Origin of the sequence: Micromonospora parva (assembly GCF_040649675.1) — a bacterium.
Lineage (GTDB): Bacteria > Actinomycetota > Actinomycetes > Mycobacteriales > Micromonosporaceae > Micromonospora > Micromonospora parva.
In genome coordinates, this window is the sequence record NZ_JBEZFX010000004.1 from 50,803 (window position 1) to 77,522 (window position 26,720).

Consider the following 26,720-nt stretch of genomic DNA (forward strand, 5'->3'; position numbering starts at 1 on the left):
CCCGCCACGACGAGACGATTGGGGATCGGGCAATGGCAACAAATATCAGTGAGCAACCCGCGAAGGCGTCCGGCACGTACCGGATCGGTGGCGACGTCACCGTCAACCGGCTCGGCTACGGGGCCATGCAGATCACCGGTCCGGGTGTCTGGGGTGACCCGAAGGACCCGGCCGAGGCGGTCCGGGTGCTGCGCCGGGCGATCGAGCTGGGCGTGACGTTCATCGACACCGCCGACTCGTACGGGCCGTTCGTCTCGGAGCTGCTGATCCGGGAGGCCCTGCACCCGTACGCCGATGACCTGGTCATCGCGACGAAGGCCGGGTTGAGCCGCTCCGGCCCCGGCGACTGGCGGGCGCTGGGCCGCCCCGAGTACCTGCGCCAGCAGTGCGAGCTGAGCCTGCGCCACCTCGGCCTGGACAGCATCCCGCTGTACCAGCTGCACCGGATCGACCCGAAGGTGCCGCTCGCCGATCAGCTCGGTGAGCTGGCCCTGCTGCGGGAGGAAGGCAAGATCCAGCACATCGGGCTGTCCGAGGTGAGCGTCGCGCAGATCGAGGAGTCCCGGGCGATCACCGACATCGTGTCGGTGCAGAACCTGTACAACCTGGCCAACCGCAGCGCCGAGGACGTGCTGGAGTACTGCGAGCGCAACGACCTCGCGTTCATCCCGTGGTTCCCGATCGCCACCGGTGAGCTGGCCCGCCCGGGCGGCCCACTGGACGCCATCTCCACCGCGCACGGCGCGTCGCCCGCGCAGCTCGCGCTGGCCTGGCTGCTGCGCCGCTCACCGGTGATGCTGCCGATCCCCGGTACGTCCTCGGTGGCGCACCTTGAGGAGAACGTGGGCGCCGCCGACGTGCGGCTCACCGACGACGAGTTCGAGGCGCTCGCCAAGGCGAGCTGACCGCTCCCCCGGACGCCGTCGACTCAGTCGGCGGCGTCCGTACCGGGCTCCCGGGCCGCCCGCAGCGCCTCGGTCGCCTGGGCCAGCAGGCGCGCCGAGTCGGTGCGCCCGCTCACCTGCAACTCCACCTCGGTGTCGCCGGACTGGATCCGGATGCTGGCCTCGGTGCGCTGCTGGTCCACCCAGGACTGCAGCAGGTTGAACAGACCCGGCAGCAGGCCCTGGGCCAGCACCGCGATGATCACCGCGTCGCTGAAGCCCGGCCGGCCCCCGCCGCCGCCGGCCTGGCGGACCACCGGCCGGTACTCCGGCCGGCGGTGGATCCAGGTCAGCAGGTCGACCGACGGCTGCTGTCGCTGCCGGGGGTTGATGGTCAGCCGTACGGGCAGCCGGGCGGCGGTGTTGCTGTCGGTCACGGGCTCTCCCGGTCAGTTGGTGGCGGGGCGGAAGGTGACACCCTCCCCGTCCGCGGTGACGACACCGGAGACGGAGAACGGGTCGTCGTCGGTGAACGGTGAGTCGCCCCCGAAGTAGGTGTTGGTCCCGCTGACCTGCACCTGACCCCGGGTCTCGCTCGGGGTGGTGACCTCGGCGCTGGCCGGGCCGGTCAACTCGATGGCGAGCTTCGGGTACTCCAGGATCTTCCAGGTGACCTTCTGCGCGGACCCGCCGTAGTAGCGGAACGGGCAGCCCGGTGGCGCGGGGACCGTCTGCTTGGCGCACTCGTCCAACCAGGCGCGCACCCGGGCGTCGACGGCCTCGACCGCCGCCGGCTTGAGCACCGGGGCCAGTTGCAGAGTGGCCGTGTCCTGCCCCGGACCGACCGCCAAGGTCTCGGTGGGCGTCTCGCTGAGCGCGCTGGACGGCCCGGTCGCGGTGTAGCCGCCGGGCAGCAGCGCCAGCGCCGGGCCGTCGGTGCCGCCGGGCAGTTCGACGCCGTTGAGTCGTACCCCGGGGCCGCCGATCGCGACACCGAGCGAGGTCAGGCCTCCGCTCACCCGCCAGCCGTGGAACATCCCGGCAGTGGTTTGCTCGTCGCGACGCAGGCCGAGTGTCGCGGTCTGCCGCTCACCGCCCAGCCGGTACGTCACGGTGGCCGTGGCGCTGTCGTCGTCACGCTCCAGCGAACTGATCTCGACGTCGGTCGGTGGTTGGTAGCCCTCGCCGCGCAGCAGCTGGGCGAGCAGCTCGCGGTCGGGGGCGCTGCTCCCGTCGGCCAGGAGGTCGAGTGCGGCGTCGCTGTCCCGGTCGGCGAGCGCGGCGAAGTAGCCGTCGACAGTCGCCTGGGGGCGGAAGAACGCCCACTGCACCACCCCGAGCCCGCCGGTGCCGACGCAGGCCACCAGCACGAGGACGCCGACCAGCAGCCAGGTGCGGCGGGTGCCGACCGCGCCGGTGTGCCCGAACAGCCGCTCGACGGTGACGTCCGCGGCGGCGTCCGCACCGGCGGACGCGCCGGCCACCGAGGCCCGTTCCAGCGCGTCGAGCCGGAGTTCGTGCGGCGGGTGGGTGGCGCAGACCGCCTCGTCCCAGCCGCTGCGGCCGGACTCGAAGGACAGCCGGCGCTCCAGGATGCGCCGCATCCCGTCGACGTGCCCGGTGAGCACGGCGCCGAGGTCGGCCCGGTACTCCGCGGCCCGGACGTCGCGGGCGTGCAGCGGCAGCACCACGTACCGCATGATGAGCAGCACCGGCCAGAAGAACAGGAAGACCACGAAGTTGGTGGCCGGGTGCGGGAACGTCCGCATCAGCCAGGTCGGCAGGGCGTGCGCGAGGGTGAGCGGCAGACCGACACCACGGACGAAGGCGCTGGTGATCTCGTCCCCGGTACGCCAGTGCACCAACTCGTGACTGAACAGCGCGGCGATCTCGTCGTCCGGTTCGGTCAGCACGGCGGTGGTGACCACCACGTGCCGGGCGTAGGTGCGGGCGTTGCTCAGGACCGGGTCGTCCTCCATCAGCAACCGTGGCACGCTGGGCAGGCCGAGTCGTCGGGCACAGTCGTCCAGCACGGGCCGCAGCCGCGCCGCCTCGCGGCGGCTGGGCTGGCGGGCACCGGAGACGACCAGTAGTCGCGGTTCCAGCAGCACGCGGTAGAGCGTGTAGAGGACCCCGATCAGCGCCGCCGCGGCGACGGTGCCGAGCAGGCCGGCGATCACGGGGAGCGGTCCTTCGGCACCGACCCAGGGCAGCACCAGCACGGAGATGAAGCCGCCCACGAAACCGACGGCGAAGCCGACGACGCCGCCGAGCACTCCGGCGGAGCGGCTCATGAACGTTTCCAGCAGGGAGCCGATCAGCGGCGCGTCGCGCAGCACCTGCGGCACCTGGTCGTCAGCCCCGATGCCGCCGGCGAAGAGGCCGACGACGCCGAGGCTGAGGCCGCCCCAGAACGCCAGCAGCAGCCCGATCGGCAGGTAGAACCAGGTGGCGGCGAAGGCGCCCAGCACACCGCGCCAGTCCCGCAGGATCCCGGCCCGCAACCAGACCAGCGCGCTGGGATAACCCGGTGGTCGGTCGGCGAACCCGCCGACCGACGACGGCGGGTCGGCCGCTGGCGGCTCGGCGGCCCGGACGTCGAGCTGCGGCACTGTCGGCGGGGTGTTCTCCGGCGGCACGGTGTGCGGCTCGGTCATGCGCGCTGCTCCTTCGGGAGGGTCACCCGTCCTCCGTCGCCAGTGGACAGTCGCAGCAGGCTATCGGGCACGTCTGATGTCTGCCACACCCTTTTCCGGGAACGTCGGGCAACCGACACTTGCCAGTCCGCGTGGGTGCGGGTGGTCCCGGCGGGACCACCCGCACGGGCGGGTCAGAGCGCCAGGCAGTTGGGTCGCACCGGGCCGTCGACCAGGGCGCCGCGCACGATGGTGTACGCCGTGCCGTCGAGCACCAGGCCGAGGTGCCCCACCACCCGCAGCGGGCAGTACGCCTGGATCAGCACGTTCGTCGCACCGTCGTTGACGGCGGCGTTGCCGGTCGGCCGGACCAGTTCGTCCTGCAGGGTGCGGATGGTGGTGTAGCGCACCGCGCCCGGGGTGTCGTCGCCGGCGTTGAGGTCGGCGAGGAACGCCGAGCCGATGGTCATCTGCTGACAGGCCACCACTCCGGCGCAGGTGCCCAGCCCCAGGAACGCCACGATGTTGGCGACGTACGTGCCGTACTGGGGTGTGCCCAGGCTGACGTACCGGCCGACGGCGGCGGTGCCACCGAGCCGCTTGAGGTAGTACCGGCTGACCAGGCCCCCTTCGGAGTGGGCGACGAGGTCGACGGTCGCCGCGCCGGTGCTGGCGCGTACCTGGTTGACGTAGGTGGCGAACGCGCGGGCCGAGGTGGGGATGTCACCGAGGCCCAGTCCGGGAAGTTGGTAGATGAAGGTGCGGTAGCCGTCGGCGCGCAGCCGGCCGGCGATCGGCTCGTACGCGACGGCGACGCCGCTGAGCCCGCCGACCACGATGACGGGGTTGGCCGCCGCGGCGGCGGCGAAGGGGGTGGGGGCCGGGTCGGCGGGCGCCGCGGTCGCCGTGGCGGTGGACGCGAGCAGCGCGGCGGTGGCGAGGGCCAGCACGAGGGCGGTCTTTCGGAGCAGCATCGCTGCACCTCCGGGGGGAGGCGCCCGGCGAACCGGGCAGGTGGGTGGGGGTGTCCGGTCGACCGTGCGACGATGATGCCCGCAACAATTTGGAAACGTCAATGACTTGTTACGCGCCGGTAACCCGTTGTTCCGCCGGGGGTGTAAACGGTCATACCGCCACGCTCCATATCGGACCTCGGACGCTCACTGGCATGCTGTGGCCGTGGCTGTCGACGAACCCACCGAGCGCGAGCTGCGGGTGATGCCGTGGTGGCTGGTCCTGGTCGGCCTGCTGGCCGCCGTCGTCCTGGGCTGGCTGGTGCTGGACCTGCTGCTCACCGAGGCCGACCGGGCCAGCCAACCCGACACCCGTGCCACGCTGCGCATCGACGCGATCCGGACCGGCCTGACCGTCGTCGCCGGCACCGGCGGAGGGCTCGCGCTGCTGCTCGCCGCCCGCCGCCAGTGGATCACCGAACGCGCGCAGCGGCACCAGGAGAGCGTCGCCGCCCGCGACCAGGTGCACCGGGACCGGGTGCAGGCGCACGCCGAGGCGGTGGCCGAGGCCGCGCAGCGCCACCAGGATCGGCAGTCCGGGGCGGCCGAGCACGACGCGGCGGAGCGTCGGCTGACCGAGCTCTACACCCGGGCGGTGGAGCTGCTCGGCAACGACAGCGCGGCGGTACGCCTCGGTGGCCTGCACGCGCTGGAGCGCCTCGGTCAGGACAATCCGGGGCAGCGCCCGACGATCGCGGCGGTGCTCTGCGCGTACCTGCGGATGCCGGCGCCAAACGGCGAGCCGCGCGAGACGGAGGTCCGGCGCAGCGCGCAGCGCGTGCTCACCCGGCACCTGCGCGCCGCCGACGACGACGCCTTCTGGCCGGAGGTGACGCTCGACCTGGCCGGCGCCGAGCTTGTCGACTTCGACGCCGCCGGCTGCACGCTCGTCGACGCGAACTTCACCGAGGCGGTGTTCACCGGCACGACCACCTTCGCCGGCGCGACGACGCGGGGCCGGCTGCTGCTCGGGGCGGCGACCTTCGACGACGTGCTCTTCGACAACCTCGCGGCCGACGGCGAGGTGATGCTGGACGGCGTTCGCGTCAGCGGTCTGGCCACCTTCGACGGGGCCGCGTTCACCGACGGTCTGTCCTGCCGACGGTCCCGCTTCGCCGGCCCGACCTCATGTCGTCGGGTGACCTTCGGCCAACCGACCAGCTTCGACGCGACCCGCTTCGAGGACGCCACCTCGTTCCGGGAGGCCGTCTTCGACGGCGCGGTGTCGATGGAGCACACCGAGTTCGGCGGGGCGGCCGGCTTCCACTCGGTCCGCTTCACGAACATGGCGCTGTTCCGCTGGACGGTGTTCGGCGCGGAGGCGCTGTTCGACCGGGCGCACTTCCTCGACGCCGCGAACTTCGGCCGGGCCCGGTTCCACCGGATGGCCAGCTTCCGCGACACACGGTTCAGCCGGCCGCCGCAGGTCGAGCAGGCCCGGGCGGTGGCCGACCCCGGTCACCGCTGGCCGGCCGACACCACAGTGGAACGCCTCGACGACGAGTGGCTGCTGCTGGTCGACCGCTGACCGGCCGCCTGAGCCGTCGACGCGACCCGGCCGACCGGGGCGCGGCTGGCTCTCAGCGCGGGGCGGCCGGCGGGCGCAGGCCGTCCAGGGCCACGCCGAGCACCCGGTCGCGCTGCTCGGGCGACGGGAACTGGGCCATGGTGAGGCCACTGATCAACCGCACCACGTCGTCGAAGCCGATGTCGTCACGAACCACGCCGGCGGCCTGCGCGCGACGCATCAGCGGCTCACCGGCGGAGAAGATCTCGGTGCGGCAGCTGGCGAAGATCTCCGAGTCGTGCAGCAACTGCTCGGCGAGCGCCCGCTTGGTGGCGACGTACGCGACGAAGCGGTGCAGCCAGGCGACGAGCGCGTCCCAGGGCGGCAGCTCGGCCAGGCCCTCGGCGGAGTGGCACAGCTCCCGGACCTCCTCGACGTAGACGGCCTCGAACAGGTGCCGGCGGGTCGGGAAGTTGCGGTAGAGCGTGCCGATGCCCACCCCGGCCCGGCGGGCCACGTCCTCCAGCGAGGCGGCGGCCCCGTTCTCGGCGAACGCCTCGCGCGCCGCCGTGATCAGGGCGTCGTAGTTGCGCCGCGCGTCGGCCCGCTTGGGCCGCTGGGCGAAGACCTCGGGCACCTGCCCCGCGCTGGTCATGACGTGCGTCACCTCACCCTGGTTGCATCCGGAGGCAACCCTCCACTAACTTAGTGGAGGCACCCCTCCGGAATCCCGGAGGCCTGCCTCCGGTTAGCTTACCTCGGGACCCGCCCGATCGCCGCCTGGCCACCCCGATCGCCCGGACCCCGACAAACGACCCGTCACAGACGACGGGCCACACGCCTCCATCCCGTACGTAATCAGGGAGTTATCTCTCGTGGCAGTGACCTCCCGACGCGGCTCGCGTCGGCTCACCTTCACCGTGCTCGCGGCCGGCGCCGGGTTCTTCGCGATGCTCCAATCGCTGATCACCCCCGTGCTGCCGACCATCCAGCAGGACCTGCACACCTCCCAGAACACAGTGACCTGGGTCCTGACCGCCTACCTGCTCAGCGCGTCGATCTTCACGCCGATCCTCGGACGCGTCGGCGACATGGTCGGCAAGGAGCGGATGCTGGTCGTCTCGCTCGCCGCCCTCGCCCTCGGCTGCCTACTGGCCGCCATCGCGCCGAACATCGGCGTGCTCATCATCGCCCGGGTCGTCCAGGGCATCGGCGGAGCTGTCTTCCCGCTGTCGTTCGGCATCATCCGCGACGAGTTCCCGGCCGCCCGGGTCTCCACCGCCGTGGCCGCCATCTCGGCGATCGTCGCCGTCGGCGGTGGCCTGGGCATCGTGCTCGCCGGCCCGATCGTCAGCACGCTGGACTACCGCTGGCTGTTCTGGATCCCGATGGTCGTGGTCGGGCTGACCGCCGTGGCCGCGCACCTGTTCGTGCCCGAGTCGCCGGTCCGCACCCCCGGACGCATCGACTGGCGCGCCACAGTGCTGCTCTCCGGCTGGCTGGTCGCGCTGCTGCTGCCGATCAGCCAGGGCGCGGCCTGGGGCTGGACCTCCGCCCGGGTGCTCGGCCTGCTGGCCCTCGCCGTGGTGTTGCTGGCCGGGTGGCTGGTCGCCGAGGTGCGCTCGGCCAACCCGCTCATCGACATGCGGATGATGCGCCTGCCCGGCGTCTGGACCACCAACCTGGTCGCCCTACTCTACGGCGCGTCGATGTTCTCCGTGTACGCGTTCCTGCCCCAGTTCGTGCAGACCCCGACCGCCGCCGGCTACGGCTTCGGCGCCAGCATCAGCCAGGCCGGTCTGCTCATGCTGCCGATGCTCGTCGCGATGTTCGTCGCCGGCCTCGTCGCCGGCCGGCTCCAGGCCGTGTTCAGCGCCAAGGCGCAACTCGCCACCGGCGCCGCGTTCAACGTGGTCGCCGCCGCGATGCTCGCCGCCGCACACGACACCCGCTGGGAGGTCGCCATCGCCGGTGGCCTGGTCGGCCTCGGCATCGGCCTGGCCTTCGCGTCGATGGCCAACCTGATCGTCGCCAGCGTGCCGGCCAGCCAGACCGGCGTGGCCACCGGCATGAACGCCAACATCCGCACCATCGGCGGGGCGATCGGCGCCGCCGTGGTCAGCGGCGTGATCACCGCCCACCCGCAGGCCAACGGCCTTCCCCGGGAGGCCGGCTTCACGATGGGGTTTCTGGTCCTCACCGCGATCGCCCTGGCCGCCGCGCTCGCGGCCCTCGCCGTCCCGTCCGCCCGGCGGGCGTCGGCCGGTCGCCGGCCGTCCGCCACGACGATCGTCGAGTCGGAGCTAGCCGGCGAGTTCGCCACCATGCCGGCGACCCGCTGACGGACCGTGGCGCAGCCCGGGCGGTTCGCCGCCCGGGCTGCGCCATGTCCCGGAGTACGCTGGCCGCTCCCCCGCCCACCGACCGTCGTCTTTCAGGATGCGCCCATGTCCGAGTTGCTGACCGCCGACCGCATCGAAGAGATCGCCGCCCTGGGCTCCGAGAGCCCGGACCCGGCCGCGCTCGTCGCCGAACTGGTGGGCGCCGTCGACGAGGGTCGGGTGGCGGACCCCGACGAGACCGGGTACGCCCTGCTGGTCGCCGCTGACATCCTGGAGCAGGCCGGTGACCTGGCCGACGCGCTCGCCCTGGCCACCCGTGCGGTCGCCGAACAGCCGGACGACAACGCGTACGCCCGAGCGGTGCGCGGCGGCCTGCTGCTGCGCCTCGGCCGCTCGGACGAGGGCCTGACCGAGCTGACCGCCCTGCGCCCGCTGCTGGAGACGGACCCCAAGTCCATGTACCTGATCGACGAGCTGGCCGAGTCCGGCCACGGCGAACTGGCACTGGAGTGGCTCACCGGGGCGCTGGACGCCATCCTGGAGCGGACCCGCACCCAGCAGCACGCGTCCGAGGACGCCCAGGACGAGGCCGCCGCCATGATCTACGGCCTGGCCCAGCAACGGCACGACCTGCGCGAAGAGGCGGGCCTACCGCACGACGAGTACGACAACCTCGCCGACCGGCTGCGCGCCGCGAGCACCCACGCCCTCGACGCCCTCGACGACGGCCCGGCGACACTGCTGTTCTGGCCGCAGGCGGAGTTCACCGCGCTGCTGCTGCGCTGGCCCACCCTCGTCGACAGCTACCCCGCCACCTGGGACGAGCACCGCGCCCAGATCGAACGCGCCCTCGTGGACGCCTCCGGCATGGGCGGCGCCGACCTGGGCGTGGTCGTCGGCACCGTCGACGGACTGGCGGCGTTCGCCCAGACCGCCGGCAGCGACCCCACCAGCGAGGAAACCCTCGACGAGTACGCCGACAGCCTCGACGAGGCCGGCGTGACAGCCTGGCCGCCCGGCCGCAACGACACCTGCTGGTGCGGGTCCGGCAGCAAGTACAAGAAGTGCTGCCTGCCGCGCTCACGCGGCTGACCCTCCCCCGCCGCGTATGATCGACACCCCGCTCGACCGTCCGGGCTCGACGATGGAGGCGATGCCGTGACCACCCACGAGCAGCACGAAACGGTCGAGGACAGCCCGGTCGGCTGGGTCGCCAGCCACATCCGGCGCTACGTGCAGACCGACGGCGCGGACGGGGGCACCTTCCACGGCGTACCCTCGCTGCTGCTCACCACCCGCGGACGCCGATCGGGCACACTGCGCCGCACCGCCCTGATGTACGGGCGCGACGGTGACAACTACGTGCTGGTGGCGTCCAACGGCGGCGCGGCCAGACACCCCGCCTGGTACCTGAACCTGACCGCCGACCCGACAGTGGAGATCCAGGTCGGGGCGGAGCGGATCGCCGGGCGGGCCCGGACCGCGACCGGCGAGGAGCGCGTCCGGCTGTGGCCGGTGATGACGAAGGTCTTCCCGACGTACGCCCGCTACGCGAAGGAGACCGACCGCGAGATCCCGGTCATCGTCATCGACCGCATCGATTGATATCCGTAACTGCCGGGGCAGGCTAGGGTGACCGCAGGTAGGCACCCACTCCGGCAAGGAGGACCATCGTGCGCCGCATCATCACCGCCATCGCACTACTCGGGCTGACCCTCTCCCTCGCGCTCGCGCCAACCCCGGCGAGCGCGGCCAGCAGCGTCGAAGTCACCTCCGCGGCCCTTGTCGCACGCGGCGTCGCCGTGGACATCACCCTCACGGTGACCTGCCCAGCCGGCCTGTCCGGCGCCACCGAGCTGATCGTCCGGCAGCGGTCGGGCGACAGAGTCGCCTACGCGGGTGGCTGGGCACCCCTCAACAGCTGCACGGGCGAGCCGCAAGCAGTGACCGGGAGGGCGTGGGCGCAGCCCGACGGGCTGGTCCTGCACAAGGGCGTCGCGCTGATCAGCGGTGGTTTCGAACTCTGCAACCAGGACGTCTGCGACTACCCGACCTTCGAGCAGACGTTCCGCATCACCCGCTGAGCACGGTTGCGCTGCCCTCGCAGGTGGTCAGTTGCCGAGCGCCCGGACCTTGGCGATCGTCTCCTGGACGTGCTGCTTGGCCGGGTCGCCACCCTGGGCGGCCTGTGCCAGCGCCTGACGGTACGAGTCGATCATGCCAACCAGCGGACCAGCGGCAACGCCCTCAAGGGCACCGGCGACCAGCGCCCGCGCCTCGGCCGCGTCCTGTGCCGCCGCTGCGGTCTTGGCCTTCGCCTCGTCCAGCTTCTGCGCCGCCGCCGCCAGCCTCGCGATGATCTGTGCCGCGCTCACGCGCACCTCCCCGTGCTCGACCACCAGCTCCACCGCGGAGACCACCTGGGAGCCTACGAGATCCGGGCACCCCACGCGATCGGGCGCTCGTTCCCGCCTCTCCAGGTGTGGACACGAGATCTTGGACAGTTTCCGTCACGTCCTGACGGAAACTGTCCAAGATCTGCAGCAACACCAGCCGGCAGGCCAGGCCGAGGCGGGCTACGGCGACGGCGGGCCGTTCTGGGCCCGGGTGATCAGATCGTGCAGCGGCTTGGTGCCGCTGCCGACCATCACACCGGTCACCACGGCATCGACCCAGACCGCCACCCCGTTCCAGTCGGCACCGGCGACCGCGTGCAGCACGTAGAACCCGCCGGCGCTGGACGCCACGGTGGCCAACCCGCTCGCGAGACCCCACGCGACGATGGTGCGGTTCGCCTTCGCCCGGGCGACCTTGGCCGTGGCCACGGCGATCGCCGCACGGTCGGCCTCGGTGGGGCCGTCGATCCGGCTGTTCGCGTCGGTCATCGTCTGGGACAACGCGGCCTCGGCGGCGCGTCCCGGCAGCCACCGCGAGAACGGTTCGAGGATCCGTTCGACAGCCGCGGCGAAGACCAACAGGGTGAGGAACACGCCGGTGGTGTCCTCGGGCTGGATCTTCGCCGCGGATGCGCCGCTACGCCAGATCAGCCAGCCGGCGACAGCGCCGACGCCGATCAACCCGAAGCCCGCAACCACCGCGCCGAGGCCGGCCTGCTGCGACGCGGCGACGACCGACAGCGCCCGCTCCTGGTCTGAGCCGGGCGTCGTCCTCGATGCGGCAGCATCGGCTTCAGGTGGCGAAACGGTCGTGCTCTCCCGCACCGACACCGGATCCCCGTGAGTGGACACCAGACCCTGCAATTGCCCGACCAACCTTTCGACAGCCGCTCATGAGATGCCGAGGCTGGACATTCCAGCCCCGGTCTCCCCATCGGAACCGACAGCGCTCGGGGCGCGAGACTACGGCACCGGTGTAGGCACAGTGGAGGCGACGGCCGGGAGGCGTGGCCGGGCACGCCCGCACCGTCGACCGGACCACGCGGGTCGTTCGGCGAGTCGAGCCTCGGCCGCGACGCCAGGTAGCAGCGGTGGCGCACGATCGACGGTGTGGACATGGCGCTGGAGTGGTTGCGGATGTGGGACTGGCTGGACCGGGGTGAACTGCTGCTGAGCACCCTGCTGGCCATCGTGGTGGTCTCAAGCTGGGCGAAGCTCCGGATGCGCCAACTGCGGCGCGGGGCGCCCGAGGAGCGGTACCGCCGATGGTTCATCACCGAGCACCGGGTGTACAACCCGTACCTGGCTGCGCCGGAGACGCTACGACTCGAACGGACCCTGGTGCCGCTGTTCGTCACCGAGGATGGGCAGCCGGACCGGGCAGCCGACGCCGGCGAACGGATCGCCGACCGGGACAGCCACGTCGTCCTTCTGGGTGACGCCGGGTCCGGCAAGACGACCACACTGAAAGCGTTCGGGATCGCGGCCCTCGGCGGCGTCGACGGTCACAGTGGGGACGGGCGGAACCGTGAGGTGCCGTTCCTGGTGCCGGTACGGCTGCTCCGCGGCGTCGGACAACCGGTCACCCTGACCGACTACATCCTTGCGATGTTGCGGTCGCAGAAGGGGTTGGCGCTGACCAGGGAGGAGGCCCACCAGCTCTTCGCCCAGGTGTTGCAGCAGCGGCGCTGCGTGGTGCTGCTCGACGGGTTGGACGAGGTGACGCCAACCGTCTACGCGGCCGTCCGGGACGAGGTGTACCGCTTCCTCACCGACCACACCCCGGAGCTGCCGACCACCAACGCCCGCATCGTGATCACCTGCCGGCGACTCACGTTCCTGCGGATCGCCGACGACTGGCAGCCCCAGCCGTTCGGTGCGCACCGCAGCTATGTGCTGGCACCACTGCGGGACACCGAGATACTCGCCTACCTGCGGGCCTTCCCGGACCGGTTCCCGGAGGTGGACGGACCGCAGCGCTTCATGCGGCAGCTACACGCATCGGGCACGCTGGGCATGCACCGCAACCCGCTGGTCCTCTCGATGTCGGTCGGCCTCTACGCGGGGCGGAAGTTCCCCGCCATCGCGCACTCGACGGCGCGGCTGTACGACGAGATGATCGACGAGATGCTCGGCCGGCACAGTTTCCGGGCCGATGACCTCACCAGCGGTGCGAACGAGTTCGATCAGGCCGACAAGCTGCGAGTTCTGCGGGAGTTCGCGTTGCGGGCGGCGATCGGCCCGCCCGGGTTCGGACCGTTCGACCGGTTGACGCTCGTCGACTTCGTGTCGGCGACGGGAGATCGACTACGGCAGAACCTCAACGGCCGCGCCGAGGAGTTCGTCGGCGAGATCATCCATCGGTCTGGGCTGCTCAGCCGTGTCGCCGACGAGCAGTACGAGTTCGTGCACCGTTCGTTGCAGGAGCACCTGGTCGCCGCCGAACTGCTACGCCAACGCGACGACGGCCTACGACTGCTACGTGAGCGGGCGACGGAGCGCGAGTGGCGTCGAGTGGTGCTCTTCTACACCGCCACGGCGGACCAGGCCGTGGTCACCGGCTTCATCGAGGACCTGGCCGACCTTGACCCGGCCCTCGCCTGCGCTTGCCTGGCCGGGGCGGACTGCCTCAACCCGGTCGGATTCGCCGTCCTGGAGCGGATGGCCAAACCGCTGCGCGACCCGAGGCCCGCGGTGATGCTCCCGGCGCTGGCAGCGGTGCTGAGCGCCACGGCCTCGCCCCGCGCGGCGATCCGCGACACCGCGCGCGACCTGGCCTTCACCTGGCTGACGAACGTCGCCGGCGAGGCGGACGCGGCGGACGCGCTCGGCGGCACCCACGAGACGCTGCTCGAGGTGGTGACGATGCTGGTGGAACGGTTGGGGGAGAGTTCCATCAGCCGCTTGATGGTCGCCCGGTTGGTGGGCGTCGTGCCTGATGATCCACGATTCGTCGAGCCGTTGTGGCGGTGCCTACGCACCGCCGAGGGCGCGGGCACCGACGACCCCTCCCTCGTACCGCTGGTCGACCGACTGCTCCGGCTCGCCACCGACCCGGCCTGCTTCCACACGTTGCAGCGTCAACCGGCCGCGCAGCCGAGGTTCGCGACCGCGCTGCTGCGTCAGCAGGTGTATCCGTTCCGGCGCGGACTGGACCGACAATCGAACCTGGTGACCCTGCTGTGCTGGGCCAGGGAGGTCACCGCGGAGGCACCGGACGTCAACCGTTTCCTGGAAGCCAAGGCCACCGACCCGGGCCGCTGGGCCAGCCTTGAGGCGGACTGGCGGCACCGGACCGCCTCGGTCGTCGTTCCGGTCTTCCGGGCGCACCGGGTCGACCGCCACCGGGCCGAGCGGGCGACGGGCGCGACGCTGACCCTGCTCTCGGTGGCGGCGCTCGTCGCGGTCGGCTGGGATCTGGCCCGACCCAGCGGCTTGCTGGGCCCGGTCGGCGGCACCGCGGCGGTCCTGTTGGCGACGGTGGAGCTGGGGCTGGCGCTGACCATGCTGGGGCTGCAGCCCTGGATCCGGATGCGTGCCGTACGGATGTGGCGACCCAACGAGTGGATCGACACCTACGAGGATCCCCGCAGCCGACACTGGTTGGTGCCGGACGGCGGCGACGGCCGGCCGGTGGGCGGCGTCACGGCGTGAGGTACGGCGGGACGTTGGCCGGCAGTCGGGGGCCGGTCTTGCCGAGTTGCCGGTACATCACGACCTTGCCGGTGGCCCGCCCGTCGCCGTTCGCCCGGCCACCGAACGACAGGGTGCCGGACGCCCCGGCGACCTTGTGGGCCAGCGTGAGGTTGCTGAACTGGGTTTGCACGTCGGCGGCTCCGGGCAGGTTGTCTCTCCCGGTGGCCATCCGGATCGCTTTCACAGCGCTCGCGACGGCGTCGTGGTACATCACCGCGTAGCCGTCGTTCAGATTGTCGGACGGGAACTTCTCGTCGACGTGGTATGCCTTGAGGAAGTCCGCGAAGCCCGCCGGCGTACCGGGTCGCCTGCCGATCCAGGCCGGCGCGTCCGCCGAGGAGGCCCAGATCACCGAGACGTTGGCCTCGTCGAGGAGATTCACCTGCTGCGGTGAGAGCTGAAATCCGGTGGCACCGACCATGATGGTCAGTGGGTGACTGCGGCAGGTCCGCTCCCGCAGTGCGGCGGCCAGGCTCGGAAAGTCGGCGACCCGGCCGGCGTAGAACACCATTTGCAGTTTGATGGCGTCGTCGGCCACCGCGTTGCACAGGTTCGTCACCACCGGGCTGAAGACGTTCGGCATAGCTGGATTGCCGACCGTGCCGCCGGCGAAGGCCTGCGGCGGCGCTTTGAGGTAGCCCTTCAGCACACTGGTGAAGGCCTCGGTCAGCGTCAACGGATAGGGGTCCTTGTTCTGGTCGTAGACGACGATTCCGTTGCGGGGCAGCGTGTCCGGGTTTTTGTCCAGCAGGTCCTTCAGCGACATCGCGTAGTCGTCGTTGCTCGGCGACACACTGTGGAACGTCGAGTATCGCTCTGCGTTCAGGCTGGTCGCGGAGGTGACCGCCCCGACCATGGGGATGCCCCGCTGGGACAACGCCGACGCGACCCCTTCGGTACCCGTGAAGCTGGAGCCGAGGCCCACGACGGCCACCACCGGATGCTCAGCGTCGCCCAGCGCCACAATCGCCGGAACGAGCGCGTCGAGGGCCGGTTGCCTGCTGCCCTGGTTGACCAGGAGCAACTGCACGGCGGGTGCGTTCTGGTCGCCGAAGGCCGACGAGGTGTTTGCCCGGCGCAAGGCCACGTAGGCGCCCTGCAAACTGAATGTGATCGGTTCGAGGGACATGGCCGAGGCTGCGGGTTTCGGGGCGATGCTCAACGGCGTCAGCAGCACCACCCGGACGTACCGTCGGGCCTGGGCACCGACCTCTCGATTGCTGACGAGGATCTTCTCGGCGACGTCCCGGATCGCGGGGTCGAGCGTGGCACTGTCGGTGACCGGGCCGAGGCATTCCTGGGTGCTGTCGTCCAGCACGCCGGCGCAACCGGCCGCGGAGGGCGTCGGGTCGCTCGTCCGCTTCTGGTCGGGCTCGCTGTCGCAGAAGGCCAGCACACCGACGAGCGCGAGCAGCGCAAGAGCGATGACCCCGGCCATCCCAATCCGTAACGCATTCGTACCCGTCGAACCGAACACCGAACTACCTCCATTTGACCAGAGCCCTGGGACGCAATTTCTGCCGGCGCGCCAGATCCGAGACATTTGCACTTCATTTCTCGGCTCGGGGGCGGCTACCGGCAGACGCGGACACCGTCTCCACCATCGGTCATGCCCAACGAATGGATGCGCTTCAGTCATCTAGCTGACTCGGCACCGCGACCAACCCCTCGGCCTACCGCTCACGACCCCCCGAGGTGGAACGACCCAGATCCTCGGCAAGCGGAATGCACACCGATAGCGCTCGGGGCGCGCACACCGATCAGCGCAGGCCGCGCACCAGCAGCAGATAGGCGCAGTAGGCCACCGGCACCAGCAGGAAACAGATCAGGAACCCCAGCGGCAGATAGCGCGGCGGGGTGCCGACGACCATCGCGGGTCGTCCCCACCGGCCCAGCACCAGGTACCCGCCGAAGAACGCCACCGCCGGCAGCCCCGCGCAGATCCACGCGCCGAGGGTGAACCCGTCGACCAGACCGACGCCGGAGGCGAGCACCAGCATCAGCATGAGCACCCCGGCCGCCGCGCCGCAGCCGGCGTAGACGGCGACCGCCCGGGCCAGCGGCGACCACGTCGGCAGCAGCACCGGCCGCTGGGCCAGCAGCTCCGCCTGGTGCCCGTGCCGGTCGGCCTCGTCGGCCATCCGCCGGGCCAGTTCCAACTCCACCGCCGGGTCGGCAGCGGCCGCGCGTTGCGCCGGCACCCCACCGCCCGCCGGGGTCACCGCCGTCGGCAGCGCCAGCCGCGCCTCGCCCGCCGGCAGCTCGGGGTACGCCTCGACCCCCGCCCGCCCCGGGGCGCCGGCTGCGCCGGCGGATTCCCCGCCCCCGGTTCCGGGTGCGGTGGCGGGGCCGAACCCCGTGGCGGACGCCGAACCGGAGCCGGACGGTGGCACCGAGCCGGCAGCGGACGCCGATCCGGGGCCGGACGGCGGGCCGGGCCAGGTGGCGGCGTCGCCCGACGCCCCGGCCCCCGGGCCAGCGGTCGGGGATGGCTGGTCGACGCCGATCGCCCGGCCGAGCTGGTCGAGGCGCTGCCCCTGGGCGGTCAGCCGCTGCTCGAGGGAGTCGACGGCGGCGTGCAGGTCACGACGGCGCGCGGACTCGGTGGCGGCGTGTTGTTCACCGGCGCGGCGCTGCTCAGAGAGCTGCCGGGCCAGCGCCGCGTACTCCTCGAAGGACACTGTCACCGCTCCCCGTCCGGCTCGTGCCCGTCGCCGACGAACGGGACTATCAACCGGATGCGCTGGTCGTGCCGGTCGATCAGCAGCGCCCGGTCGGCGCGGGGCGTGTAGGTCAGGTCGTGTGCGCCGAGGTGCACTGCCAGCTCGGCGCCGGGCACGTTGAGCGCGACCAGGCAGGCGACGTCGTCGCGGTTCTGGGTGCCGCCGAGGTCGTCGGCGAGCCGGCGCAGCCCCCGCCACCAGCCGAGCAGGTGCACCCCCTGCCCGGGGCCCTGACGCAGCACGGTACGCAGGTCGTCCAGCCCGGAGCGGAACGTGTCGGGGTCGGTGGCGCCGAGGACGGGCGCGGCGGCGTCCATCCCGAACACCACCAGGTATTCGCGGCCGGTGGGCTCGGCGGCCAGCGCGGCGATCCGGTCGCGCAGCCCGGTCGCGTCCAGGCGCTGCACCGGGTGGCCGGCGGCCCGCAGCGCGGCCTCGGTGTCGTCGGCGACCGGGTCGGCGGCGGTGACCAGGCAGGCCAGCTGGAACCGGGCGTCGCCGGGGGTGTGCTGGCGGGCCAGGCTGAGCGTCGCGGCGCGCAGCACGTCCGCGCCGGTCGGTGCGGTGCCCACCACGGCGAGGTGCCGGCCGGGGGTGGTGTCCATGAGGAACAGTGCGGTGGTGCCGTGCACGTCGACGGTTCGGCCGACCAGGGCCATCGGGCGTCGACCACCGGGGCGCAGCCCCGCGAAGGTGCTGTCGTCCTCGATCCGCGCGGCTTCGTACCCCTTGAAGACCGCCGGTGCGCGCGAGCCCGGCGGGCGGGCCTGCCACAGCTCGTGGCGCAACGCGGCGAGGTCGGCCGCGGCGGCGTGCGCGTCCGGGAAGCGCAGCACGGTGTCGGCGCCGACCGCGCCGGCGGCGGTGTTGACCACGGCGGAGCCGACCGGCAGGGCCGCGGCGGCGTCGTTGAGCTGGTCGAGCACCCCGCCACCGCCGGGCAGCGCCACCCGCAACGCGAACTGCCCGAAGATCGCCTCGGCCCGGCCGTAGAGGGCTTCGATGCCGGTCATGCTCTGGCTGGCCAGCACCAGGTGGATGCCGTACGAGCGGCCCTTGCGGGCCAACTCCTCCAGCAGGTCGACCGCCTCGCGGGCCAGCGCGTCGTTGCCGGCGAGCAGCACGTGGAACTCGTCGATGACGGTCACGATGCGCGGCAGCGGATTGTCCCGGGGCAGGTCGGCGAGCTTGGTGACGCCGTGCCGTTTGAGCGCGGTGGCCCGGCGCTGGGCTTCCCGGCGCAGCTCGCGCAGCACCGCGAGACCGTACTCGCGGTCGGACTCGATGCCGACGGCACGGGCGTGCGGCAGCCAGGACGGGTCCCGACCGGTGGGCACGAACTCGGTGAAGCTCACGCCCTCCTTGAAGTCGAGCAGGTAGAGCTGCAACTCGGCCGGCGAGTAGCGGGCGGCCAACCCGTAGAGGACGTCGAGGAGGAAGACGGTCTTGCCGGCACCGGTGCGCCCACCGACCAGCCAGTGCGGGGTGGCGTCGTCGAAGGCGAGCGTCAGCGCGGTGGCGAAGGCCGCCGTCGACCCGTCGCCGGCCCGGCCGATCACCGTACGCAGACCGGTGCTGGCGGACTCGGCCCAGCGCCGTTCGGGCAGCAGGTCGGTGAAGGGCAACGCGTCGGCGCGACGGGTGGCGGTGCCGAGGTGCTCGGCGAGCGCGCGGACCGAGGCGGGCGGCGGGTCGCCGTCGAGCAGGACGCGGGCGGCGAGGCCGCTGCCGTCGGCGCTGAACGGCGCGCCGGGCGGGTCGCCGACGTGTGCGTACCCCTGGTTGAGCCGCACCGCCGTGGTGCCACCCAGCGGCGGCGGGGTCTCGCCGGGCTGCCGGGACGGGTGGCCGGCGAGCAGCACGCACACGGCGGCGGCCGGGCCGGCGTGGGTGAGCGCGGCGAGCCGGGCCAGCTCGCGCGGCGGCGGCGCGGCGGTGGCGACGACCAGCAGCAGGCGGCGGGCGGTCGCCGCACCGTGCTGCGCGGCACGGGCGTGTTTCTCGGCGGCGTCCAGCAACGCGGCCACCTCGGCCTCGCTGGTGGCCGGCGGGTCGAGCACCCCGGCGTCGAGCAGCGGTCGTAGCGGGCCGAAGGTGGCGCCGAGCGTGGCGGTGTCGATGCCGACGACGCGGACCTGACCGGGTGGCGCGGTGGCGACCAGCCGCAGCACCAGCGCCCGCAGCAGCCCGGCGACCTGCGGCTCCCGGGCGTCGGCGTCCAGCGCCAGGTGGTGGCCGCCGCCGAGCGGGACCAGCACCGGGAAGCCGCCGTCCGCTGTGGACGCCGCACCGATCCGCACCGCTGCCGGCTGGTCCGTCAGCGGGGTGGCACCCGGGGCGGGGTTGGCCAGCGCACCGCCGAGGCGGGCGAGGCGGGCCACCACGTCGTCGTCGACCGGTGCGACGGTCGGTGCCGCCCCGAGGACACCGCGGACGGTGTCCAGGTGCGCCCGGGCCGCCCGGTGGGAGTTGACCGCCTGCCCGTACGCCGACGCGAGCCTGCCCACCCTCTGCCCCCAACGCCACGGCCGCCTGGTCCCAGGAACCCTAACGGACACCGGCGGCGCCCGGACAGTCCTGCGAGGACGTGTCGGTCAGGCCGGGCCGCACACCGCCGGGCCGGGCACGTCGGCCACCCCGCAGCGGAACACCTCCACCGGCGCCCTCGCCACATCGGGCACCTGCTCCACCCGCATCAGGGCCAGTCGCTTGTCGACCGGCTCCCCCGAGTCGGCCGTGAACCGGATCAGCCCGGCCACCCCCGGATAGCCCTGACCGGCGTTCTGCCGCAGCACCTCGGCGTGCACCGCCACCGGGTTGACGGCGCTCGGCTCCCAGCGTTGCCGGGGGTCGGCGTGGTGCAGCCGGGCGGCGAGGCTCTCCACCGCCCGGATCAGCATCATCGCCGCGTCGTAGGCGAGGCTGACCCGCTCGCCGACCTGCACCTCGGCGCCCGGCCGGCAGCGCGGCGGGTCGAGCAGGTCGTCGGCCTGGATCCGGGACAGGAAACTGGCCCGCGCGTCGTCGCGCCGGTCCTGGGCGGCCCGCAGCGCGGCGCAGGTGGCCAGGGCCGCCTTCGAGACGTACGTGACGGGCAGGTTGCCGGGTGCGGCGGCGCGCAGCCCGGGGTTGGCCATGTACCGGTTGGCCGAGTCGTCGGCGACGAGATGTCGGGGCGGGTTGCCGCCGCATTCGCGCAGCGCCCGCAGGAAACCGTCGAACTCCGACCACCGACCGGCGTAGAAGAGCAGCCCGGTGTAGCCGCACTCGTCAATCAGCCGCTGCCCGGTGTGCCACTCGTCGAGGCGGGTGATCCGGGGGCCGAACCGTTGTCGGAGCCCGTCGACGAGGGTGCCCACGTAGAGGTCCTCGGTGAGCGAACTGCCCTCCAGGGTGGTGTAGAAGACGTGCGCGTCGTTGACCTTGAGCACCTGGGTGGCGTACGCGTCGACCAGCTTCACCTGATCGGTGTTCGGCGCGGAGATCTGCAGGTAGAGGCGGGAGTTGGCGTCCATCCTGTCGGCGGAGAGAGTGGGCGCCAGCGCCGGCAGCCCGGCCTGGTTCAGCTCGCGCAGCGCGCGGGCGGTGCTGGTGCGACTCTCCACCAGCCCGACCACCCCGAGCACCGTGGGGTCGTCGCGGGCCAGCCCGGCCAGCATCGCCACGGCCCGGTCGGCGTAGATCATCTGTCGGCCGGCGTTGGCCACCACGATCCGCAGCAGCGCCGCGCCGTCGGCGCCGGCCGACTCCTTCAGCAACGCGTACTGGGCGGTGGCCATCCCTTCGAGTTCCTCACGCTCGGAGACGTACGACTCCTCGTCCGCGCGGGTCAGGTTTCCGGTCAGGGTGCCGAGGTAGACCAGGGTGAGGAAGGGCCGACGTCGGTCGCTGCGCTGCCAGACCTCCTCGGCGGCCCGGTTCTGCGCGAAGATGCGCCGTTGGACGGTGCGCAGCCGGTCCTGGCCGGGGTCGTTGTTGAACACCTGTGCGGCGCTGTCGCTGTAGCCGACACACTCACCGCTGGGGGCCACCTCGACGGAGACCTGACCGGTGAGCGAGGGGTGACAGCCCGGCCCCCACCGGCTGGCCACCCACAGGCCGAGCGCCGCCACCAGCACCAGACAGAGCGCCGCCGGCAGAAAGCGCCGCGACCACCACGGCGGGTCGGGCGCGGAGAACGGCCGCACTCCGCCCCGCGCCGGTGGGCCGGTGTCGGTCTCGTCGGGGCGCAGCGCCACCAGCCAGGTGGCCGGGCGGCGCAGCCGTCGCATCTCCGGCAGCGCCTCGGCCCACTCGTCGTACGCCTCCTCGGCCTCGGTCAGCGGGTGCGGTTCGGGCAGGTCCGGTGGGGGTTGCCCACCGGACGCGACGATCAGCAGCGGGTCGTTGCGCCCGGTCTCGGTGCGGACGTCGCCGATCAGGCGGACCAGTTCCCCGCCGACGTTGCCGGGGGCGACGTGATCGATCAGCAGCGCCGGGTACGCGGTGCGCCGCCAGTCCGACGGGCGCCACGGCCGACGCCGGTACGCCTGCCGCAGGTCCTCCAGGAAGGCGTGCAGCAGCAGCTTGTTGACCTGGTCGGGTTGCTCCCCGTCGCGCCAGCCGGCGGTGAGGCGCTCGGCGAAGCCGAGGAAGGTGACCGACTGCCGGGGCGCCAGGTACTGCTGGCGCATGAACCAGTTGTAGTGCCGGCCGAGCACCGGCACCCGACCGGAGACGGCAGCCCGGAAGACCACCCCCGGCACGGCGCGACGGACCAGCCAGAGCAGCACCTGCGAGACGATGCTGACCGCGTCACCGCCGGAGGGCAACGCCTCCGGCGTACGCGGGCCCCTGCGGTCGCGCAGCCGGCGGACCAGAGCCGCGCGGCTGTCGTCGGCGTCGACGCCGAGGGTGAAGCTCTGCTGCATGAGCCAGTCGGCGAGTGGATAGTGCCGGAAGCGCAGTCGGGCGGCGCCGAAGGCCTCCAGGGAGAGCTGCCGGTGCAGCTCGCGCAGCAGCGCCGGCACGTCCCCGGCACCGGGCGGCACGTCAGCGTCCAGCACGGCGTGCGGGACCCGCCGTCGGGGGCCCTGGCCGAAAAACCGGCGCAGCGGCACCATCAGTTCCGCGGTGTCGGAGCGGACCAGCCACAGCAACGGCAGCCGGCGGTCACCGCGACGGGGCCGCCGCAGCAGCCGGGCGAGCAGCGCGAAGAGCTCCAACCCGCCGGGCGGCAGTCGCTCCCGGGCCGCTGTCGACTGCCGTTGGCTGATCAACTCCCGCTTGGGCAACTCCGAGCGCCGCACGCGTCACCTCCGATCCCACTCAGTGTGACGCATCGGGTACAGACGCGACGCCGGCCGACGGCCGAGCGCCCACAGGGGACACTCGGCCGCCGGCCGGTGCGGGGGTACGAGGACGGATCCGCGTTGGATCCGGTGGCGCGGAATCGTCAGCCGGTGACCGCGTTCAGCGCCGGCAGGTACCCGTAGCGGTAGCCGTCGGCGTCCGGGTGGTAGGCCTCGATGATCCCGGAGACGTCGTTGATCCACGGGTCGCCGGCGCAGACGCCGTGCCCGGAGAAGGAGGACCGGGTGTCGGCGAAGGTGGCTCCGGCCGCTGTGGCCCGGGCAGACGTGACCGAGGCGAGCACGTCGGCGGCCTCGTTGAGGATGGTGCGCTTGTAGGTGCTCATCGCGAGCCAACCGCAGGAGTTCGTCTCGAACAGGCGTGGGTAGCCGAGGACGATCAGGCGTGCGTTGGGAGCCCGGTTGCGGATGGCGGCGTAGGTCGCGTCCAGTCGGGCGGGCAGCGTCGTCGTGGCGAAGGTCTTCGCCGTGTTGACGGCGTTGGTGCAGGACGAGGTGCTGCCGAACCGGCAGCTGGTGATGACGTTGACGAAGCCCGCGTCGTTGCCGCCGATGGTGATGGTGACCAGGGTGGTGCTGGCGCTGAGGGCGCCCACCTGGTTGTTGAGCACGTCGGCGGTGACAGCGCCGCCGCAGGCCGGGAAGCTGAAGGTGGTCACGCCGTGGGCGGCCGCCCAGAGCGGGGCGTACGACTTCTGACTGCGCAGGCAGCCGGACAGATCGTACGGACCGGCGCCGACGCCGGAGGAGTACGAGTCGCCGAGCGCGACGTAGTTGACGGCGGCGGCCTGCGCGGTGCCGGGCACGAGCACGGCGCCCAGAGCGGCGGTGAGGACGGCGACCAACGCGGCCAGCGCGCGGGCCAGCGGACGGTGGGGCATGACGGACCTCCACAGAACGGGGGTGGTGGGATCCTGCGACCGCGCGCGTGGCCAGGGGCGGAACGGTTGTTACCAGGCGGTAATGCTATCGAAACATCGACATCAATGGAATAGCGCGACCACGCCGCGCGGCGGGTCGGCGACGTTCACAGTTGTCGATTAGGTTGACGAGGCGAACACCCCGATGGAGGGAGTCCACCCCGTGCGACGAGCACTCACGGCGGCCACCGCCGCCCTGACCCTCACCACCGCCGGCACCATGCTCGCCGGCACCCCCGGCCAGGCGGCCCCGACGGGCTGGGGCCGGCCGGTCGTCACCGCCGCGCCGCAACCCGGCGCGCCCGGCCTGGGCGACAGCTACTTCCCCGACTACGGCAACGGCGGCTACGACGTCGAGCACTACGACGTCCGGCTGCGCTACGACCCGGCCACCGACCTGCTCACCGGCACCACCACCATCCTCGCCACCGCCACTGAGGACCTCTCGACGTTCAATCTGGACTTCCTGCTCGACGTCGAGTCGGTCCGGGTCAACGGCTGGGCGGCGACCACCAGCACCGCGGGGGCGCACGAGCTGGTGGTCACCCCGGCCCGCACGGTGACCCGGGGTCAGCAGCTCACCATCGTGGTGCGCTACTCCGGCGTGCCGTCGGAGACGCTGGTCGGCGGCTACACCGGCTGGACGCGCACCGACGACGGCGCGCTCGCCGTCAACGAGCCCGAGTCGGCGTGGTGGTGGTTCCCGAGCAACGACCACCCACTGGACAAGGCCACCTACGACATCTCGGTGTCGGTGCCCACCGGCGTCGAGGTGATCAGCAACGGCGTGCAGCCGAGGCCCCCGGCGGCCGAGGCCGGCAACCGCACCCGGTGGATCTGGCGGACCACCACCCCCACCGCCACCTACCTGGCCTTCATGGCCATCGGCCAGTACGACATCGTCACCGACACCACACCGGGCGGCCAGCCGGTGATCAACGCGTACAGCACCTCGTTGGGCGCGCTCGGGCCGGCCGCGCGGGCCAGCATCGAGCGGACCGCCGAGATCGTCGACTGGGAGAGCGGGATCTTCGGCCCGTACCCGTTCGAGGCGCAGGGCGGCGTGGCCGGGCCGGTGGACGGCATCAGCTTCGCGTTGGAGACGCAGACCCGACCGGTGTACGGGCCGGGTTTCTGGCGACGCGGCGCCAACACCTACGTGGTGGCCCACGAGAACGCCCACCAGTGGTTCGGTGACTCGGTCTCGGTGGCCGAGTGGCGCAACATCTGGCTCAACGAGGGCTTCGCCTCGTACGCCGAGTGGCTGTGGTCGGAGGAGCAGGGCGAGGGCACCGCCCAGGAGGTCTTCGACTTCACCTACGCCAGCTACCCGGCCGACGACGAGTTCTGGCAGGTGCTGCCCGGTGACCCGGGTGCCGCCCGGGTCTTCGACAACGCCGTCTACGACCGGGGCGCGATGACCCTGCACCAGCTGCGGTTGGCCGTCGGCGACGACGCGTTCTTCGAGATCCTGCCGGCGTGGACCGCCGAGCACCGGTACGGCAACGCCACCATCGAGCAGTTCCAGGCGCTGGCCGAACGGATCTCCGGTCTGGACCTGGACGACCTGTTCACCACCTGGCTGTTCACCGCCGGCCGCCCCGACGTGGCCAGCGTCGCCCGCAAGGCCGCCGCGCCGACCGAGCCGAAGTCCTGGGCCAAGATCCGCGAGGCCCACGACCTGATGTCGCACTGAAGGTTCGACCACTGCTGAAGATCCGCGCAACTTCAGGGAGGCGCCACGTTCCTGTTGTTGCGCGGATCTCGGCGTGGGGTGGACGCCGCGCTCACCGCGATGTCGGCGCCGGGCCGGCGGTGGCCAGCTCCCTGAGCTGGGTCCTGTTCGACGCGACAGCACCGGCGTCGGCGGGCGCGATCACACAGACCGCCCCGGTGGGCCGCACGATGCGGGCGGCCCGAAACGCCGCCCGGCGTACCGGATGGCGGGGCCGCGGCACGACCAGTGCGAGGGTAGCCGTGCGGGCGCGCTGCCGGTCCAGCGCGACGCTCGCCGCCACCGTGGCGATCGCGGCGGCCGATCCGGCGAGGACAAGCGTCTGACGGGGCCCGGCGTGTTCGGCGAGCCAGCCCAGCAGCGGGGCGCCGACCGCGGCGGAGACCGAGCCGGTGACCGCCAGGGCGGCGAGCACCCGCCCCCGCATCGCGCTGTCGGTGTCGAGTTGAGCGCGGGTGCCGACGGTGGTGTCGATGACCACCGCGGCGGCGGCGATCGGCAGGATCACCGCGGCGAAGCTCCAGGTGCCCGGTGCGAGACCGGCGACGATCTGCAACCCGCTGGCGAGCAGGCCGGCGACGACAAGCGTCCGGTAGCCCAGCGATCGCCGTCGGGCCGCGACGAGCGCGCCCACCACCGTGCCGACAGCGAACACCGTCGACAGCAGGCCGTACCCGGAGGCGCCGGCGTGCAGCGGGCCGTCGCTCATCGCGGCCATCGTCACCTGGTAGTTGCGGCCCAGGCTGCCGAGCACGAACGACAGGGCGAGCGCGAGGAGCAGCACCGGCTGCCCCCGCAGGTAGGTGAACCCGGCGCGGACACCGCCCCGGTTCGGCCCGGCGTCGGGCACCGCGAGTGCGGACACGGCTCCCTGGCGTACGGCGAACAGCGCCACCACCACGGCGATGAAGCTGGCCGCGTTGATGCCGAACAGCAGGGCGGGGCCGACGGCGGCCACCACCACGGCACCGAGGCTCATGCCGAGGATGCGGCCGGCGGAGTTGGTGAGCGAACCGAGCGCCAGGGCGTTGCCCAGCGTCTCCCGGTCGACGAGGCTTGCCGCCCAGCGCCCCATCACCGGGCCTTCGACGGCCGAGACGGCACCGGTGGCCAGCGAGATCGCGAAGATCAGTGGCAGGCCGCCGACCCCGGTCAGGGCGACCGCCGCCAGTCCGGCGGCGAGCGCCGCGTGGGCGCCCTGGGCGGCGATCAGCAACGGGCGGGCGGGCAGCCGGTCGGCCAGCACGCCACCCCAGACGCTGAGCAGCAACGTGGGCGCCGCCTGGAGCAGCACGGCGAAGCCCATTGACGTCGCCGAGCCGGTCTCCTTCAGCACGTACCAGTTGACCCCGAGGACCTGCATCCAGGTGCCGACGACGGAGACGAAGCCGGCGAGCGCCCAGATCCGGTAGTTGCGGTGGCGCAGCGCGGCGAAGGTGGCACCTCTGGCCACGACGACCCTCCAGCGATCGGCAGCACGAGCATTCACACCGATCGCGGCGCGGTTCGGCAGCCGA

The 26,720-nt window shown here is 72.5% G+C and carries 20 protein-coding genes; 8 read left to right on the forward strand and 12 right to left on the reverse strand.

Annotation, left to right across the window (positions count from 1 at the left end; genetic code table 11):
• Nucleotides 1-32 precede the first annotated feature (32 nt).
• Nucleotides 33-905: an aldo/keto reductase gene (locus tag AB0C03_RS11495; protein ID WP_030334372.1), complete on the forward strand. Its 873-nt coding sequence runs from the start codon at nt 33-35 to the stop codon at nt 903-905.
• Between the two features lie 23 nt (nt 906-928).
• Here AB0C03_RS11495 and AB0C03_RS11500 read toward each other — a convergent pair whose 3' ends face one another.
• The 3 genes from AB0C03_RS11500 to AB0C03_RS11510 all read right to left on the reverse strand — a co-directional run bounded on the left by AB0C03_RS11500 (nt 929) and on the right by AB0C03_RS11510 (nt 4,494).
• The gene (locus AB0C03_RS11500; protein WP_030334374.1) at nt 929-1,321 is read right to left on the reverse strand and encodes an effector-associated constant component EACC1; all 393 of its coding nucleotides are present in this window, start codon (nt 1,319-1,321) and stop codon (nt 929-931) included.
• 12 nt (nt 1,322-1,333) lie between these two features.
• Complete coding sequence (locus AB0C03_RS11505; RefSeq protein ID WP_357636312.1) at nt 1,334-3,541, reverse strand: M48 family metalloprotease; 2,208 nt, start codon at nt 3,539-3,541, stop codon at nt 1,334-1,336.
• Nucleotides 3,542-3,714: 173 nt separating this feature from the next.
• On the reverse strand, nt 3,715-4,494 hold the full coding sequence (locus AB0C03_RS11510; RefSeq protein WP_357636315.1) for a lipase family alpha/beta hydrolase: 780 nt from the start codon (nt 4,492-4,494) through the stop codon (nt 3,715-3,717).
• 205 nt (nt 4,495-4,699) lie between these two features.
• On the opposite strand from AB0C03_RS11510, the gene AB0C03_RS11515 reads away from it, so the two are divergent.
• On the forward strand, nt 4,700-6,061 hold the full coding sequence (locus AB0C03_RS11515) for a pentapeptide repeat-containing protein (protein ID WP_357636318.1): 1,362 nt from the start codon (nt 4,700-4,702) through the stop codon (nt 6,059-6,061).
• Nucleotides 6,062-6,113: 52 nt separating this feature from the next.
• Here the strand turns inward: AB0C03_RS11515 and AB0C03_RS11520 are convergent, their stop codons facing one another.
• Entirely contained in the window at nt 6,114-6,695 is a 582-nt protein-coding gene (locus AB0C03_RS11520; RefSeq protein ID WP_156057719.1) for a TetR/AcrR family transcriptional regulator, read from the reverse strand.
• A 220-nt stretch (nt 6,696-6,915) separates the two neighbouring features.
• Here AB0C03_RS11520 and AB0C03_RS11525 point away from each other — a divergent pair, with 220 nt between their 5' ends.
• From AB0C03_RS11525 to AB0C03_RS11540, 4 genes are all read left to right on the forward strand, one after another.
• Nucleotides 6,916-8,382: an MFS transporter gene (locus AB0C03_RS11525; protein WP_030334385.1), complete on the forward strand. Its 1,467-nt coding sequence runs from the start codon at nt 6,916-6,918 to the stop codon at nt 8,380-8,382.
• 105 nt (nt 8,383-8,487) lie between these two features.
• Nucleotides 8,488-9,474, forward strand: a complete 987-nt coding sequence (locus AB0C03_RS11530) for an SEC-C domain-containing protein (protein ID WP_210866174.1) — start codon at nt 8,488-8,490, stop codon at nt 9,472-9,474.
• Between the two features lie 66 nt (nt 9,475-9,540).
• Nucleotides 9,541-9,987, forward strand: coding sequence for a nitroreductase family deazaflavin-dependent oxidoreductase (locus tag AB0C03_RS11535; RefSeq protein WP_030334388.1), 447 nt, complete (start codon nt 9,541-9,543; stop codon nt 9,985-9,987).
• 68 nt (nt 9,988-10,055) lie between these two features.
• Nucleotides 10,056-10,466 (forward strand): hypothetical protein, encoded by a 411-nt coding sequence (locus AB0C03_RS11540; protein WP_210866173.1) that lies wholly within the window; start codon nt 10,056-10,058, stop codon nt 10,464-10,466.
• A gap of 27 nt (nt 10,467-10,493) precedes the next feature.
• On the opposite strand, the gene AB0C03_RS11545 is transcribed toward AB0C03_RS11540, so the two are convergent.
• Nucleotides 10,494-10,802, reverse strand: coding sequence for a DUF6244 family protein (locus tag AB0C03_RS11545; protein WP_357636324.1), 309 nt, complete (start codon nt 10,800-10,802; stop codon nt 10,494-10,496).
• 156 nt (nt 10,803-10,958) lie between these two features.
• Entirely contained in the window at nt 10,959-11,630 is a 672-nt protein-coding gene (locus AB0C03_RS11550) for a hypothetical protein (protein WP_357636327.1), read from the reverse strand.
• A gap of 264 nt (nt 11,631-11,894) precedes the next feature.
• Here AB0C03_RS11550 and AB0C03_RS11555 point away from each other — a divergent pair, with 264 nt between their 5' ends.
• Nucleotides 11,895-14,432 (forward strand): NACHT domain-containing protein, encoded by a 2,538-nt coding sequence (locus AB0C03_RS11555; RefSeq protein ID WP_357636827.1) that lies wholly within the window; start codon nt 11,895-11,897, stop codon nt 14,430-14,432.
• On the opposite strand, the gene AB0C03_RS11560 is transcribed toward AB0C03_RS11555, so the two are convergent.
• The 5 genes from AB0C03_RS11560 to AB0C03_RS11580 form a co-directional block, all read right to left on the reverse strand.
• On the reverse strand, nt 14,422-16,017 hold the full coding sequence (locus tag AB0C03_RS11560; protein WP_357636330.1) for a type 1 periplasmic-binding domain-containing protein: 1,596 nt from the start codon (nt 16,015-16,017) through the stop codon (nt 14,422-14,424). The two genes, AB0C03_RS11555 and AB0C03_RS11560, sit on opposite strands and share 11 nt — an antisense overlap.
• A 217-nt stretch (nt 16,018-16,234) precedes the next feature.
• Nucleotides 16,235-17,155 (reverse strand): hypothetical protein, encoded by a 921-nt coding sequence (locus AB0C03_RS11565; RefSeq protein WP_357636333.1) that lies wholly within the window; start codon nt 17,153-17,155, stop codon nt 16,235-16,237.
• 2 nt (nt 17,156-17,157) lie between these two features.
• A complete protein-coding gene (locus tag AB0C03_RS11570) occupies nt 17,158-19,704 on the reverse strand; it encodes an FtsK/SpoIIIE domain-containing protein (protein ID WP_357636336.1) in 2,547 nt (848 codons plus the stop codon).
• An 87-nt stretch (nt 19,705-19,791) separates the two neighbouring features.
• Nucleotides 19,792-22,485 (reverse strand): hypothetical protein, encoded by a 2,694-nt coding sequence (locus AB0C03_RS11575; protein WP_357636339.1) that lies wholly within the window; start codon nt 22,483-22,485, stop codon nt 19,792-19,794.
• Between the two features lie 146 nt (nt 22,486-22,631).
• Nucleotides 22,632-23,429, reverse strand: a complete 798-nt coding sequence (locus tag AB0C03_RS11580; protein WP_030334407.1) for an SGNH/GDSL hydrolase family protein — start codon at nt 23,427-23,429, stop codon at nt 22,632-22,634.
• 184 nt (nt 23,430-23,613) lie between these two features.
• On the opposite strand from AB0C03_RS11580, the gene AB0C03_RS11585 reads away from it, so the two are divergent.
• Nucleotides 23,614-25,164: a M1 family metallopeptidase gene (locus tag AB0C03_RS11585; protein ID WP_435823369.1), complete on the forward strand. Its 1,551-nt coding sequence runs from the start codon at nt 23,614-23,616 to the stop codon at nt 25,162-25,164.
• Between the two features lie 91 nt (nt 25,165-25,255).
• On the opposite strand, the gene AB0C03_RS11590 is transcribed toward AB0C03_RS11585, so the two are convergent.
• Complete coding sequence (locus AB0C03_RS11590) at nt 25,256-26,656, reverse strand: MFS transporter (RefSeq protein ID WP_357636346.1); 1,401 nt, start codon at nt 26,654-26,656, stop codon at nt 25,256-25,258.
• Nucleotides 26,657-26,720 lie beyond the last annotated feature (64 nt).

Coding starts and splice junctions, on each gene's coding strand:
- AB0C03_RS11495 (WP_030334372.1), top strand. CDS start 33: ATGGCAACAAATATCAGTGAGCAACCCGCGAAGGCGTCCGGCACGTAC.
- AB0C03_RS11505 (WP_357636312.1), bottom strand. CDS start 3,541: ATGACCGAGCCGCACACCGTGCCGCCGGAGAACACCCCGCCGACAGTG.
- AB0C03_RS11510 (WP_357636315.1), bottom strand. CDS start 4,494: ATGCTGCTCCGAAAGACCGCCCTCGTGCTGGCCCTCGCCACCGCCGCG.
- AB0C03_RS11520 (WP_156057719.1), bottom strand. CDS start 6,695: ATGACCAGCGCGGGGCAGGTGCCCGAGGTCTTCGCCCAGCGGCCCAAG.
- AB0C03_RS11530 (WP_210866174.1), top strand. CDS start 8,488: ATGTCCGAGTTGCTGACCGCCGACCGCATCGAAGAGATCGCCGCCCTG.
- AB0C03_RS11555 (WP_357636827.1), top strand. CDS start 11,895: ATGGCGCTGGAGTGGTTGCGGATGTGGGACTGGCTGGACCGGGGTGAA.
- AB0C03_RS11560 (WP_357636330.1), bottom strand. CDS start 16,017: ATGTCTCGGATCTGGCGCGCCGGCAGAAATTGCGTCCCAGGGCTCTGG.
- AB0C03_RS11580 (WP_030334407.1), bottom strand. CDS start 23,429: ATGCCCCACCGTCCGCTGGCCCGCGCGCTGGCCGCGTTGGTCGCCGTC.
- AB0C03_RS11585 (WP_435823369.1), top strand. CDS start 23,614: ATGGAGGGAGTCCACCCCGTGCGACGAGCACTCACGGCGGCCACCGCC.